Annotated in this window: 13 protein-coding genes; 7 read left to right on the top strand and 6 right to left on the bottom strand. The window is 68.9% G+C overall.

Annotated features, from left to right (window positions below):
* Window positions 1–29: 29 nt before the first annotated feature.
* A complete protein-coding gene (locus QA634_RS14570; protein WP_012332695.1) occupies window positions 30–2,036 on the top strand; it encodes an erythromycin esterase family protein in 2,007 nt (668 codons plus the stop codon).
* Window positions 2,037–2,215: 179 nt separating this feature from the next.
* Window positions 2,216–2,446 (top strand): hypothetical protein, encoded by a 231-nt coding sequence (locus tag QA634_RS14565; protein ID WP_012332694.1) that lies wholly within the window; start codon window positions 2,216–2,218, stop codon window positions 2,444–2,446.
* A gap of 121 nt (window positions 2,447–2,567) precedes the next feature.
* Here the strand turns inward: QA634_RS14565 and QA634_RS14560 are convergent, their stop codons facing one another.
* The 4 genes from QA634_RS14560 to QA634_RS35555 all read right to left on the bottom strand — a co-directional run bounded on the left by QA634_RS14560 (window position 2,568) and on the right by QA634_RS35555 (window position 6,442).
* A complete protein-coding gene (locus QA634_RS14560; RefSeq protein WP_012332693.1) occupies window positions 2,568–2,909 on the bottom strand; it encodes a DUF1476 domain-containing protein in 342 nt (113 codons plus the stop codon).
* 367 nt (window positions 2,910–3,276) lie between these two features.
* Window positions 3,277–5,559 (bottom strand): glycoside hydrolase family 65 protein, encoded by a 2,283-nt coding sequence (locus QA634_RS14555; protein ID WP_012332692.1) that lies wholly within the window; start codon window positions 5,557–5,559, stop codon window positions 3,277–3,279.
* Window positions 5,556–6,296 (bottom strand): HAD family hydrolase, encoded by a 741-nt coding sequence (locus tag QA634_RS14550; protein WP_012332691.1) that lies wholly within the window; start codon window positions 6,294–6,296, stop codon window positions 5,556–5,558. Before QA634_RS14550 ends, QA634_RS14555 begins: the two co-directional genes overlap by 4 nt.
* A complete protein-coding gene (locus tag QA634_RS35555) occupies window positions 6,281–6,442 on the bottom strand; it encodes a hypothetical protein (protein ID WP_415926908.1) in 162 nt (53 codons plus the stop codon). The genes QA634_RS14550 and QA634_RS35555 overlap by 16 nt, the downstream gene beginning before the upstream one ends.
* Window positions 6,443–6,716: 274 nt before the next feature.
* Here QA634_RS35555 and QA634_RS14545 point away from each other — a divergent pair, with 274 nt between their 5' ends.
* The 3 genes from QA634_RS14545 to QA634_RS14535 all read left to right on the top strand — a co-directional run bounded on the left by QA634_RS14545 (window position 6,717) and on the right by QA634_RS14535 (window position 8,273).
* Window positions 6,717–7,109 (top strand): LuxR C-terminal-related transcriptional regulator, encoded by a 393-nt coding sequence (locus QA634_RS14545; RefSeq protein WP_050777486.1) that lies wholly within the window; start codon window positions 6,717–6,719, stop codon window positions 7,107–7,109.
* A 79-nt stretch (window positions 7,110–7,188) separates the two neighbouring features.
* Window positions 7,189–7,551: a response regulator transcription factor gene (locus QA634_RS14540; protein WP_012332656.1), complete on the top strand. Its 363-nt coding sequence runs from the start codon at window positions 7,189–7,191 to the stop codon at window positions 7,549–7,551.
* Window positions 7,552–7,757: 206 nt separating this feature from the next.
* Complete coding sequence (locus QA634_RS14535; protein ID WP_150108652.1) at window positions 7,758–8,273, top strand: hypothetical protein; 516 nt, start codon at window positions 7,758–7,760, stop codon at window positions 8,271–8,273.
* A gap of 274 nt (window positions 8,274–8,547) precedes the next feature.
* Here QA634_RS14535 and QA634_RS14530 read toward each other — a convergent pair whose 3' ends face one another.
* Complete coding sequence (locus QA634_RS14530) at window positions 8,548–9,021, bottom strand: Rrf2 family transcriptional regulator (RefSeq protein ID WP_012332690.1); 474 nt, start codon at window positions 9,019–9,021, stop codon at window positions 8,548–8,550.
* Window positions 9,022–9,116: 95 nt separating this feature from the next.
* Here QA634_RS14530 and hmpA point away from each other — a divergent pair, with 95 nt between their 5' ends.
* Window positions 9,117–10,352: an NO-inducible flavohemoprotein gene (gene hmpA / locus QA634_RS14525; RefSeq protein WP_012332689.1), complete on the top strand. Its 1,236-nt coding sequence runs from the start codon at window positions 9,117–9,119 to the stop codon at window positions 10,350–10,352.
* Between the two features lie 219 nt (window positions 10,353–10,571).
* Here the strand turns inward: hmpA and QA634_RS14520 are convergent, their stop codons facing one another.
* Window positions 10,572–11,390: a ferritin-like domain-containing protein gene (locus QA634_RS14520; protein ID WP_012332688.1), complete on the bottom strand. Its 819-nt coding sequence runs from the start codon at window positions 11,388–11,390 to the stop codon at window positions 10,572–10,574.
* A 309-nt stretch (window positions 11,391–11,699) separates the two neighbouring features.
* On the opposite strand from QA634_RS14520, the gene QA634_RS14515 reads away from it, so the two are divergent.
* On the top strand, window positions 11,700–13,949 hold the full coding sequence (locus tag QA634_RS14515; protein WP_012332687.1) for a NosR/NirI family protein: 2,250 nt from the start codon (window positions 11,700–11,702) through the stop codon (window positions 13,947–13,949).
* Window positions 13,950–13,957 lie beyond the last annotated feature (8 nt).

Genomic DNA, 13,957 nt, shown 5'->3' with positions numbered 1-13,957 from the left:
GCAGGGCGGACGGGCGGCCGGAGGCGAGCATGGGCCCACGTGTCTTTCACGATCGCACCGATGCGGGGCGGGTGCTCGCGGGCCGGCTCGCCACCTACGAGGGCCGGCCGGACGTCGTCGTCCTGGCGCTCCCGCGCGGCGGCGTTCCGGTCGCCGCGGAGGTCGCCCGGGCGCTCCGCGTGCCCTTCGACGTGTTCGTGGTGCGAAAGCTGGGCGTTCCCGGCAACGAGGAACTCGCGATGGGCGCGATCGCGAGTGGCGGCGTCCGCGTTCTCAACGCCGACGTCGTCGCCTCCTTGAAAATCCCGCCCTACGCCATCGACGCGGCCTGCGCGCGCGAGGCGGAGGAGCTGCGGCGGCGCGAGCGGGCCTACCGGGGCGGCCGGCCGGTCGTGGCGCTGCGCGGTCTCACGGTGATCCTCGTCGACGATGGCTTGGCCACCGGCGCGACCATGCAGGCGGCGATCGAGGCCGTCCGGCAGCTCCATCCGGCGCGGATCGTCGTGGCGGTGCCGACCGGGTCGCGCGACACCGTCGTGCGGCTGGAGAGGGAGGCCGACGCGGTCGTCTGCGCCGACATGCCCGAGCCGTTCTGGGCCGTGGGCGCCGCCTACGAGGATTTCTCGCAGACGCGCGACGACGAGGTGCGGCGGCTTCTCGGCCGGTCCGCCGAGGTGCAGCCCGTGGCCGGCGCTCCCGAACCGGACCCCGCGCTCGTGGAGACCCTGCGCGCGGCCGCCATCCCGCTGACCGGAGGCGCGCACGACTACGATGCGCTCCTCGACCTCGTCGGCGCGACGACGTTCGCCCTCCTGGGAGAAGCCACGCACGGCACGCACGAATTCTACCGGGAGCGGGCGGAGATCACCAAGCGGCTGATCCGGGAGAAGGGCTTCACGGCCGTCGCGATCGAGGCCGACTGGCCGGATGCGTGGCGGGTCAACCGCTACGTGCGCGCCGACAGCGAGGACCTCGATGCCGTCGAGGCCCTCGCCGGCTTCCGGCGCTTCCCGACCTGGATGTGGCGCAACACCGAGATGGTCGCCTTCGTCGAGTGGCTGCGCGCCCACAACCTGGCACTCCCTCCGGGTGCGCAGAAGGTGGGCCTCTACGGCATCGATCTCTACAGCCTGCGCGCCTCAATGAAGGCGGTGCTGGGCTTCCTCGAGACCGTCGATCCAGCCGCCGCCGCCCAGGCCCGCGCCCGCTACGCCTGCTTCGACCGCTTCGGCCCGGACGGCCAGGCCTACGGCTTGATAACCGGCCTGAAGCTCGCGCCCTCCTGCCAGGACCAAGCGGTCGCGCAGCTCGCGGCGCTGCAGCGCCGGGCCGCCGACAGCCTCGCATGGGCCGGCAGCCCCGACCCCGAGGAGCTGTTCAGCGCCGGGCAGAACGCCCGCGTGGTCCGGAACGCGGAGGAATACTACCGCACGATATTCCTGCGCGAGGTCTCGTCCTGGAACCTGCGCGACAGCCACATGGCCGAATGCGTGGCGGCCCTCGTCTCCCATCTCGGCCGGGACCGGAGCGCCCCGAAGATTGCGATCTGGGCCCACAACTCGCACCTCGGCGACGCGCGGGCGACGGAGATGAGCGCGCGCGGCGAACTCAACCTCGGCCAGATCCTGCGGGAACGCCACGGGGCCGAGGTCGTGCGGGTCGGCTTCACCACCTACGCGGGCAGCGTCACCGCCGCATCGGACTGGGGCGCCCCCGTCGAGCGCAAGCGCGTCCGCCCGGCCCTGCCCGACAGCTACGAGGCGCTGTTCCACGCGCTCGGCCTCGGCCGCTTCTGCCTTCCCCTCGCGCCGGGGTCTCCGGCCGCGCGGGCCCTGGGGCCGGCGCGGAGCGAGCGCGCCATCGGCGTGGTCTATCGCCCGGACACCGAGCGGCAGAGCCACTATGTCAGGGCTCACCTTCCGGACCAGTTCGACGTCGTGCTGCATTTCGACGAGACGCGCGCGGTCACGCCGCTGGAGACGACACCCCTGTGGGAGGACGGCGAAGTGCCCGAGACCTTCCCGGCAGGATTGTGACGGCCCGGCAACGAGGGAGACCGGCCTCGCACTCGACGAGGCGGCTCCGAGCCGCATGACCTGCGCGAGGGACCTCGCTTGGACCTGGGCGCCACGCACCTTTTCGAGGAGACGACCGCGCTCGGCGCGGGACTGGTTCGAGCGGTTTCTGCGCGCCGATGGGACCTGAGGAGGACGCTATGACGACGAACGGCCCGCCGGGGATCTCGCTGCAGACGCTCGACCGCCTCCTCGCCCATCTCTCGGTCGGCGAGCAGGTCATGATCGACCGCGCTGCCTACGACCGGATCTTCGGCACGAACGACGTCGCCAGTCGGCGATTGCTGCATTTCGGCAAGGGCCACGGCTGCGACGCGGCGGTGCTCGACCATGCCGTCGTGTTCACGAAGAGGAGCAAGGTCGGCGCCTGAGACGGGGCATGCGCCGTGCATCTCCCGCAGCAGGAGGGGGCGAGGGGCGCCCGGGGCGGCATTCAGCCCGTCCCGGCAGGGGCGGTGGCGAGAATGCGTTGGAGGGCGGCCGTCGCCGACGCTACCGGGCCCGCTCGAGCGTCTCGCCCATGCGCCGCTCGGCCCGCGCCGTGGCGGCGCAGCGCTCCAGCCGGGTTCGGAGGCCAGGAAGCGTCTCCTCGATACCGGCCATCGCGAGGTCCGCACGAAACCGGCCGATCAGGTCCTCGTCCGATGCGACAACGGCCGCGTCGCAGAAGCCGCTGATGTATTTCTCCGCCAGCGTGCCTGTCAGCCCCATGCGCTCGCAGGCCCAGGCAGCCATGAGCCGGTTTCGGCGCGACCGGACGTGAAATCGCACATCCTCCTCGTGCGCGAACCGCTGTTCGAACGCCCGCTTGCGTTCCTTGAACAGTGTTGGCATGGCTCAGTCTCCAGGATGGAAGTGAGGACGCCCTCGACGGCCTGGATTCTGTACCGTGAAAGCCGCCGCCACCTTGCGGCAGATCAAGCACCCGTAGACGGCAGGGCATGCCCGTTCCGCCAGCCTGCGCGTCGCCGCGCCGCCGATTCCGGTGCCGTCATCCGCGACGCGCTGCGGGTGTTGGCGGACGGCGCGGCGTGACGGCCGTCGAGGCGGCACTTGCGCCTGCTTCGCCCTTTTGGGGTGCCGGGACGGCGCCCCGCCCTCAATCGGCGGCGCGGCGGCGTTCGCCGGTCCGCGCCAAGGCACCCGCATTTTCCTCCGGCTCAAACCTCAGAACCGTCGTATCAGCTTTAGATTTGCAGTTTCAAACTGGAATCTCGATATCGTGATCGCTCGAAACGACGTATCGTTTGTGATGAAAGTAAATCGGCATACTAGATCCGCTCTCGAGCGTCGCTCGGAAAACCCGGGCGTCACGATCGATGGTGATCAGGAGAGACCGGCCTCTCCATTGAAGGCGGAATGCGAGGCTGCGCCAGGACGCCGGCAGGCGCGGGTGGAAGGCCGGCCCGTCGTCGCGCAGGGACAGCCCGGCGATCCCGAAGATCGCGATCAGCCACACCCCCCCGAGAGCCGCGACGTGAATGCCGCCGCTGATCGCCACATGCGTATCCGCAAGATCGATCGCTGCACTCTGGTGGAAGTAGTGCAGCGCTGTCTCGGGGCGGCCGAGGCGTGCGGCGGCGAGACCGTGCATGGCCCGGCTCAGCGAACTCCCGTGCCCGCAGCGCGGTTCGTAATGGTCGAAATTCGCCTCGGCCTCCCGCGCGGAAAAGACCTCTGGCAGCAGCGCCAGAAGCGCGACGACGTCGGCCTGCTTGATGACCTGCGTCCGTTGCGTCCGTTCGCGCCCGAGGACCACATCCATCGGGACCGAGCGCCCCGCATAGGCCGCGAGGTCAACCTCCTCCAACGCCGAGAAGCCGGCGAACTGCTCGAATAGCCCCGTCTGCGGGTCGTAACCGGTCGCGATCGTCCGCGCCACTTCGCTCCACTGGCTCAGTTCCTCAGCGTCGAGGGCGAGCCGCCCCGACAGGCCATCCCAGTTTTCCGGCCACCTCTCCCGAAGCAATGCCGCGACATCGAGGCCGCGCTCAATGGTCCAGCGGGCCATGATGTTGGTGAAGGCGTTGTCGTCCACGTCCTCATGGTACTCGTCGGGCCCGATCACGCCGCGGATGTGGCGGCTGCCATCCGGATCCGCTTCGGCCCGACTGGCCCAGAACCGCGCCGTCTCCAGGATGATCTCGGCGCCGGCCTCGCGCAGGAAGGCCTCGTCGGCCGTCGCCTGCCAGTACTGCCACACCGCATAGGCGACATCGGCGCTGATGTGCTGCTCCTGGCTGCCGCACCGGATGTCGAGGATCTTGCGATCCGGGCCGACACTCTGCCGGGGCGTGACCTCCGCGCCGGTATCGGCGGATTCCCAGGCGTAGAGCGCACCCCGCCAGCCCATCCGGGCGGCCTTGGCGCGCGCCGCGTCCAGGGTGCGGAAGCGATACATCAGGAGCGTGCGCGCCGCCTCCGGCCACGTCAGGGTGTAGAAGGGCAGCAGGAAGATCTCGGTATCCCAGAAGACGTGGCCACGGTAGTCGTCGCCCGTGAGGGCGCGGGCCGCGACGGAGACCTGCGGGTCGTCCGGGTTCACCGCCCCGTTCAGGTGGAAGACGGCGAAGCGCAGGGCGGCCTGCGCGCCCTCGTCGCCCTCCACCCGCACGTCGCTGCGGCGCCAGCGCTCGGCCCAGGCCGCCTCGTGGCGGGCGATGAGGCCTTGCCAGCCGAGCGTGCGTGCCGCAGCCAGCTCCCTGCGGGCCCGGGCGCCCGAATGGACGTCGGTGCCGTGGTGGCGCGTCACCGCGACGACGCGCCTGAAGCTCACCACCTGCCCCGGCTGCGCCGTCCAGCTCCAGGTCCAGATCAGATCGCCCCGCGCCACGGGCTGGCGCTCCACGCCGTCGATCTCCAGCGAGGCCGCCGCCGCGATGGCGAGGCTTCGGCCGGACCGCCACGTGCGCCACGCTTTCAGGTCGAGTTCCGCCCGCTCTGGCGCGAGTTCGAAATCCGTCGGCCCGAACGCGGCTTCGAGCGTGAGATCGCTGACCCCGCTCTCGATCCGGAGTTCGATCACCTGCATCCCGACCGCGCGCGCATCCAGCGAGACGAGGCGCAGGGAGCGCAGGCAGACGTCGAGAGGGGCATTGCAGGTCTGGCGTGCTTCCATGAAGAGCAGCCCGCGGTGCATATCCAAGGTCAGGGCACGGGAGGACCGGTCCGGGCAGCGCATCAGCGGGCCGTCCGGCAGGAGGATGCGGACCTGCGTCCAGTCGGGAGCCGGGACGAGTTCCGGCACCGCGCTGTCCGGAGTGGGGGTATCGAACAGCCCGGCCACGTAGGTGCGCGGCGGGATGGCCCGGCAGGCGCCGAGATGGGTCGCCAAGCCTCCCCGCAAGCCGAGAAAGCCGTTGCTGACCGCGAACCGCGTCTCGAAGGTGCTCTCCCGCAGGAGTTCGTATCCCGTCTCGCGCAGGAGCCAGGATGGATCGTCGCCGGGGAGCACGGCCTGCGCCGGCGTGTCGGTCACCGTCATGATGCGTCTCCCGAAGGGCGGTCCAGGGCGAGGTCGGCGATACGGATCTCGTCGAAGCTCGCCACCACGCGGTCTGCCCCGGCCGCCCACAATCCGGCCGCATCGCCGAGCCGCGCGATGCCGATGGCGGTCATGCGGCCGGCCCGGGCCGCCCGGATTCCCGCCGGGGCATCCTCCGCGACGAAGCAGCGGGCCGGCTCGACCCCCAGTTCGGCGGCGGCGAGCAGGAAGATCTCCGGGTCGGGCTTGCCGTGTCGCAGGGCGCGGCCGCAGACGCGCGCCGCGAACGCGTCGAGCAGCGTGCGGTCCTCCCTCAGCGGAACCATGCGCATCATCCTCTCGGCATTCTTCGAGGACGAGGCTGCCGCCATGGGCCATCCCCGCTCGGCAAGGACCCGGACGAAGCGGAGCGCGTCCGGAAACGCGGTGACGCCCTCGGCCGCGATGATCCTGTCGAGGCAGTGCTGCTTGGCATCGGCGTAGGCCCCTGCGAGGCCTTGCACGTCGGGCAGACCCAAGGCGGAAAGGGCCGCACGGGCTCCATCGAGCCGCGGCTTGCCGGCGACGTGGGCCTGGTACAGGGCGGTGGTGAAGCGGTCAGGATCTGCCAGCCCGTCGAGCGCCTCACGCCAGGCGCGTTCGTGCGGGGAGGCCAGCAGAACCCCATCCACGTCGAAGATGAAAGCGCGAGAATCGGTCGGCGCACGGGTCTCGAACGCCATCATGAGCGGCACCATTCTGACCTCCCCCCGACCCGGCGGCGTGTCATGCGGATCAGCCGTTTCCTGACCTCGCCGAGGAGGAGAACAGAGCTGGCGACGGCCGTACAGAGCATCCAGTCGCCGCCGCTCAAGCTCGCGGTCGAGAAAGCCCGCTGGAGCACGGGACCGTCGATGGCACCGGCCTGGAGCAGAAGCGACGGTGACCAGCCCCCACTGGGTGGCCCGGTTGGAATGTTAGTGGACCGTCAACACCGCAGGCTTCGCCCCGCGCCTCTACGCCCGCGCGGAGCCCCTGCGGGAGGCGCCGCCCAGCCTCACCGGCGCCTGCATCCTGACCGACGTCCACGGGCCCGGGATCGGGGGGCTCCACCTCCTGCGCCGGGTGCAGGCCGTCGGCAGCCCGCGGCCGGTCATCGTGGGACGGGCAGCGGCGACGTGCCGGTCGCGGCCGAGGCGATGCGGCTCGGCGCCAGGGACTTCATCGAGAAGCCGTTCGACGACGAGATCCCGCTGCGGGCCGTGCGCGCCGCCCTCACGTCCGGAAGTCCACCTCCGACCGCCGACCCGACGCTGCGGGCGTTCGCGCGCCCCGTCGAGGGACTGAGCGGGCGGGAGCGGCAGGTGCTCACGCCCCTCGTGGCGGGCAGCACGGCCAAGGAGATCGGCCGGGCCCTCGCCATCCGCCCGCGGGCGGCAGCGGCTTACCAAGCCGAGAGCATGGAGAAGAGGCAGGCCGGCCGCCTGTCCGAGCTGGTGCGCCGGGCCGTTCTGAGCGGGCTGGAGCGAGCCTTGAGAGACATCAATTTGGAGTCAGGGTTGGGCCGGTAGATTGCCCCTTGCGGACGGGGAGGATGGCCCAATCCGGCCCCAGACCCCAGACCCCAGACCGCAGGATCAGGAGCCGGTCATGCCCATCTTCATCGCGGACGATGATCCTGCTGTCCTGAGCTCCCTGCAGTTCCTGCTCGAGAGCGAGGGCTACGCGGTCGCGGCTTTCGGCAGCGGGGCGGCGTTGCTCTCGGCCTTCCCCGGCCCGGCGCCGGGCTGCGTGATCCTGGACGTCATGATGCCTGGCCTGAGCGGGCTCGATGTGCTGCGCCGGCTGCGTGAGCTGGACGTGCACGCGCCGATCCTCCTGACCACCGGCCATCCGGACCCGAGCATCCGCGAGCGGGCGCGGGAGGCCGGGGTCCCCCTGCTCGAGAAGGGGCTCTCGTCGGAAGCGCTGCTCGCGGTTCTGGCGCGCACGCGCGAGGTGGGCTCTGCCTGAGAGAGCCATTCCCGGAGGCTGCCCGCCCAGAAACCCTGCGGACACGGCGACGTGCGGATCGGTCCAAGGCGCACGCTGGACGGTTCGCCTCCTCGTCCATCGGGAGTTCCATCACTTTGAAGGCTGCCGAGAAAGCCCCAACCTGAGGAAACCTGAGCATGCCCCAACCTAGTCACCTTAGTTCGGCTTCTTGCCGGTCTGGAGGCATGCTGGAGCGCAAGGAATGCGCGGCGTTGCTCGCAGCCATCACGACGGAGTGGACATACATAGAAGACAGGCTTGTCGATGTGCTTGCGTCTGTATTGGGTGGGCACGCCGTATCTGACGACTGGAGTGTAGGGCTAAATTACAGTCGGTTTGCAAATATATCCATACAATCGCTCAGAGACATAAGAGCCAGAGTAAAGATGGTAGATGACGTACTGGCCGAGTTGATAAGGGATGAAGAAGTCATAAAGTCTTGGAAAATATTACATAGCGAATGCTGTTCATGTGCCGAGCAAAGGAATGAGGTCGTTCATTGTAAGTGGTACTATGCGGATGAACGGCCAGATGCGCTGCTGATGCGCGACGAACGAACCGGCAAATTTCTCGAATGGAGGGAGGCAGACTTCAGGGTCATCCTAGACAGACTGATTGCATGCAGAGAGCAAGCGTGGATGTTCGTGCAGGCATTGTTGGAAGGGCAAAGAGCAGCCGGCACCGCACCGCACCAGTGCTGAGCAGGGGGTGACGCCGATGAGTAAGACTCTGCGACCAAATTTGCTTCGTGCCTGATGTCTCGATTGGGGCAGCCGCTTCATTGAAACGATTGCAGATTCTGACCGCAAGCATTTTGCCAAAAACTGATCGAGAGCGGAGACTCCAAGATGATTCGCTTCCGGAATTTTGGCCGTTACCGCTGGGACAGCCGACCGTCATGGGAAAACGGACCTTCCGGAATCTCGTGAATCGCGCCTTCGGCTTCTGCCGTGAGACAGCTTGCGCCAAGCTTCCTCAGGCCGGTTCGGGCGCGCTTTGCTTGCGAGCCTGCGGCGATGCAAGACCCAGCAGCCGGGCGATCTCTGGCCCGGATCCATCCTCCAGCAGGTCCGCCAGCGTGTAGCCGTCGAGCACCGCCAGAAACGCGGCCAGGGCCTCCCCGAGCGCACGCCGGAGCCGGCAAGAGGCCGTGATGGCGCAGGCGCTGCTCGCGAAGCACTCGACCAACGCCAGATCCTCCTCGGTCTGGCGCACCACCGCGCCGACCACGATCTCAGAAGGCGGCTTGCCGAGACGAAGTCCGCCGCCCCGTCCCCGCGTCGTGCGGATCAGCCCCAGGCGCCCGAGCTGATGCACCACCTTGGTCAGGTGGTTCTCCGAGATGCCGTACGCCCGCGCGATCTCGGCGATCGAACTCTGCTGCGGCTCTCGCAGGCCGAGATAGATCAAGGTGCGCAGCGCGTAGTCGGTGTAGCGGGTCAGGTGCATGAGGGCTCCGGGACGGAGATAAGGTATATCACGCTTGCATCTTTCCGGCCAGCTGGGTAGAAGGTGCGCCGTCAATGCACCTTTGAGAATCGCTGATGCCGACCCCGCTCACCCCCGCCACCGTTGCTCTCGTCAAGGCCACCGTGCCCGCCCTCGAGGCGCACGGATTGGACATCACCCGGCGCATGTACGAGCGCCTGTTCAAGAACCCCGAGATCCGCGATCTCTTCAACCAGTCGCATCACGGCGAAACCGGCTCTCAGCCCAAGGCCCTGGCGCAGGCCGTGCTGGCCTATGCGCGCAACATCGACAATCTCGGCGTACTCGGCGGAGCGGTGGAGCGCATCGCCCAGAAGCACGTCGCGCTCAACATCCTTCCGGAACACTATCCTCACGTGGCCGACGCGCTGCTGGGCGCCATCGGGGACGTGCTCGGCGCGGCGGCGACGCCGGAGATCTGCGCGGCCTGGGGCGAGGCCTACTGGTTCCTGGCCGAGCTCCTGATCGGGCGTGAGGCCGCGATCTACCGGGAGCTGGCGGCGAAGCCCGGCGGCTGGAACGGCTGGCGCGACTTCGTGATCGAGAGCGTCACGCCGGAGAGCGAGATCATCCGCTCGTTCGTTCTCGTGCCGGCCGATGGCGGGCCAGTGGTGCGGCACGAGCCCGGTCAGTACCTCGGATTCCTGTTCGACCTGCCGGGTCACGGCGTGCTCAAGCGCAACTACTCGATCTCCTGCGCGCCGAACGACCGGGCCTACCGCATCACCGTCAAGCGCGAGGGCCGACCGGAGGAGCCGGCGGGCATCGTCTCGAACTGGCTGCACGACGAGGCCGCGCCCGGAACGGTGCTGCGCGCGGCGCCGCCGGCGGGCGACTTCTTCCTCGACCGGACGTCCGTGGGTCCGGTCGTGCTTGTCAGCGGCGGGGTCGGGCTCACGCCGATGGTGAGCATGCTGGAGACGATCGCCAGGAGCACGCCCAAACGCCCGACCTGGTACGTTCACGGCGCCCAGAACGGGCGCGTGCACGCGATGCGGGATCAGGTCCGGGAGCTCACGGCCGGCAACGAGAACCTTCGCCTGCACACCTTCTACGCGGAGCCCGCGGCGGAGGACCGGCCAGGGGAGCACTACGACGGGCAGGGGCTGATCACCGCGGAGTGGCTGGTGCGGCAGACGCCGCACGAGGCGGCGACCTACTACCTGTGCGGTCCCAAGCCGTTCCTGAGCGCCCTGGTGAACGGATTGCGGCGCCAGGGCGTTCCGGCCGAGCGGATCCGGTTCGAGTTCTTCGGCCCGGCCGACGAGCTGCTGGAGCAGCAGGCGGCCTGAATGCGACGGCGCCGTCCCCATAGCAGGGCGGCGCCCATTCCTGAGCAGCATGCGCACGAGGTTCGCGCGCATTGCCGAGACCGCCCTGGCCGAGACCGCCCTGGCCGAGACCGCCCTGGCCGAGGCGGCGGGCGTGGCCGCCGCGTTCGACCGCCATCGTCCCATTCGGGTCCAGAAATGGTCAGCATCGTCGCCCGCGTCGTGTGCGGATGCCCTCATTCAGGAAGGCGAGGAGATCTCCCTGATCTTCGCCAGCCTCAGAATGGCCCGCTGCCCGAGTTCCTGCAGCCGCACGAGGCTGTCCTCGTCGCTGCTCGTCTCCGCCGCCTGCAGGTAGGCGTCGGCCAGCGCTTCGGCCAAGGCCTCGATCGAGCGTGTCGCGGGACGTGCCACGTCGAGCTGCAGCGGCCGGGCCAGCGCGCCGAGCGCTTCGGTTTCCTGGGCCAGCGCGTCCGAGCCGCCCTGACGCAGCATCGCGGCGAGCGCCGCCTCCAGATCGGCGGCGCTGCTCCTGGCGGCGGGCCCCGCCCCCGCCTGCCGCATGGCGTGAAAGGCCCGGCGCCGTTCGCGCCGAAACGTCGTCACGTGCTCCAGCTCCTCCCGGGCCATGGCTTCCGCCGCCCGGCGCACCTCCTCGCTGCGGGTCTGCGCGGCGACATACGCCCAGAAGGCGAAGGCCCGCTCCTCGTTGCGGACCGCGATCGTCAGCACGCGATAGGGCGTGAGCAGCCGCGACCCGGCGATTTCGGCAGCATCCTCACGCTCGAATGTCGGCGGCGGCGGCCATCGCAGATCCTGCGAATCGGGTCCGCGCCCCTCGGCCGCCTGCGACCAATGGGAGATATGGGCGGCGTGCCCGCTCTCCTCCCCGGCGATGCGTGCGAAAGTGTCGGCGAGATCGGGTCGCCCCTGCTTGCGCATCAGGTCCGCAAATTCTGCATAGCTGCGCGCCGCCTCGCTCTCCATCAGGTGGGCGAGTGCGAAGAAGCTCTTCAGATTTTCGATACGACCGGCAGGCTCGGCTTTGAGGGTGGGCATGGTCGCCTTGCTCCCTATTTGTCGAATTCTGAATCAAGATCGAGCTGACGTCGAGCTGGCGCATGCAGTATCGGAAAGCTTGATCTAGCGCAAAGACCGATGCAGAATGAAGTGGTTTTCTGGCCATACCGCCCGATCAGCCTACCGATTCGGCGGGATTGTGACGATGAGCCGGTGCCTATGCCGTGTTTAGGGGATTCTTCTAGAAAAGCTGCCATCCACGCAGGGGCGGCGACGGTGCCGGCACGCGATCCCAGGGGGCAGCTCCGCCGTCGGTACGGGAGTCCGGCCACATTCATCGTCATCGCGATGATCCACCTATGGGGTGCGTTGGCGGCCATGGCGGCCGGGACCAGCCCGCTCACCGACTACCTCGCCAAGGTTCAGCCCGGTGAATTCTTTGCAGGTGCCGACCGGTTCGGTTCTCCTCAGGGCGATCCGCCCATCGTGCCCGTCTACACCGGCAGCTCGCTCAAGGGCTACGTCTACCTCAATACGGATTTCAGCAGCGCAACGGGCTATTCCGGCAAGCCGATCCACGTGCTGATCGGCATCGACCCGCAAGGTGTGCTGCGCGGCCTGAAGCTTGTCGATCACAAGGAGCCGATCGTGCTGATCGGCATCCCCGAGAAGCGGATCGTGGAGGCGATCAACACGCTGGTGGGCAAGGGCATGCGGCCGGTCGCGAGCGGGGCGGAGCCGCTGCCGCAGGTCGATATCGTGAGCGGCGCCACGGTGACGGTGCTCGTCATCGGCGACAGCGCGGTGCGCTCGGCCGTGAAGCTGATCAAGAGCGGCCGCCTCGGCGGCGCGGCGGGAGCGGGCGCGGCGGCGGCCGCGACGGTCACCAAGACCGTCGACATGGACAGGAGCGAGGTCAAGGACTGGCAGACCCTGCTCGGCGACGGCTCGATCCGGCGCCTGCACCTGTCCGTCGCCGATATCAACGAGGCCTTCGCCAAGTCCGGCAACGCGGCCGCGGCCTCGCACCCGGAGCCTGGTGCGCCGGACGACACCTTCATCGACCTCTACGTCGCCCTGGTCTCGGTGCCGACGATCGGCCGCAGCCTGCTCGGGGAGGACGGCTATGCCCGCCTGCGCTCCCAGCTCAGGCCGGGGCAGCAGGCCATCGTCGTGGCGGGGGAGGGGGCCTACTCGTTCAAGGGAGCGGCCTACGTCCGGGGCGGCATCTTCGATCGCATCGAACTCCTCCAGGACGGGAGCGGTGTCCGCTTCCGCGACCGCAATCACACGCGGCTCGGCGCGCTCGAAGGCGGAGCGCCGGACCTGCCGGAGATCGGCCTGTTCACGATCCCGCCGGACTTCGCCTTCGATCCGACCGAGCCTTGGCAGCTGCGGCTGCTGGTGCAGCGGGCCGTCGGCGCGCGGGACAAGGCCTTTCTCACCTTCGATGTCGGTTACACGCTACCGGACGGCTACGTCCGGCGGGAACAGCGCGCCGTCACCGCTGCCGAGCAGCCAGCCCCCGCCGGCGCACCGGGACCTGCCGCGGCGCCCGCCGCGGCGGTGGCGGGATCCGACGCCACCACCATCCAGGACGAGCCACTCTGGATCAGGATCTGGCGCTCGAAGAGCATCGCCATCGGCATCACCGCCGCGGCGCTCCTCGTCCTGACCGGCATCTTCTTCTTCCAGGACGCGCTGGTGAAGCACCCGCACACCTATGTCTGGGTGCGGCGCGCCTTCCTGCTGTTCACCCTCGTCTGGCTGGGCTGGTACGCGAATGCACAGCTCTCGGTCGTGAACATCCTCACCTTCACCAGTGCCTTGGTGACGGGATTCCATTGGGACTTCTTTCTGGCCGCACCGCTGATTTTCATCTTGTGGGCGGCCATCGCGGCCGGGCTGCTGTTCTGGGGCCGCGGGCCGTTCTGCGGCTGGCTCTGTCCGTTCGGCGCCCTGCAGGAACTCACCAACACCCTTGCCCAGTGGCTGAAGGTGCCGCAGCTGACGATTCCGTGGGGGCTGCACGAGCGCCTGTGGCCGATCAAGTACGTGATCTTCCTCGGTCTCTTCGGCGTATCGCTCTATTCGGTTGCCATGGCCGAGACGCTGGCCGAGGTCGAACCGTTCAAGACGGCCATCATCCTGAAATTCGTGCGGGACTGGCCCTTCACGCTCTACGCCGTGGCGCTGCTCGCGGCGGGGCTCTTCGTCGAGCGCTTCTTCTGCCGCTACCTGTGCCCTCTCGGCGCCGCGCTCGCCATTCCGGGGCGGATGCGCACCTTCGAGTGGCTGAAGCGCTGGCCGGAATGCGGCTCGCCCTGCCAGCGCTGCGCCAAGGAGTGCCCGGTCCAGTCGATCCACCCCGAGGGGCACATCAACGTCAACGAGTGCATCTACTGCATGCACTGCCAGGAACTCTACCACGACGATCACCGCTGCCCGCACATGATCCAGGTGCGGCTGAAGCGCGAGAAGTTCGAGGCGCTCAGCTCGCCGTCGCAGCGCACCGGCGGCCGGGGCGCGAAGCCGAGCGTGACCGTCGACGGCAGGCCGGTTCCCGCCACGGCGCCGTCCGCCCGCTCCCCGTCCTGACAAAGGAG

This window comes from Methylobacterium sp. CB376 (assembly GCF_029714205.1).
Classification (GTDB): Bacteria; Pseudomonadota; Alphaproteobacteria; order Rhizobiales; family Beijerinckiaceae; genus Methylobacterium.
This window is presented reverse-complemented; position numbering and strand designations above follow the sequence as displayed.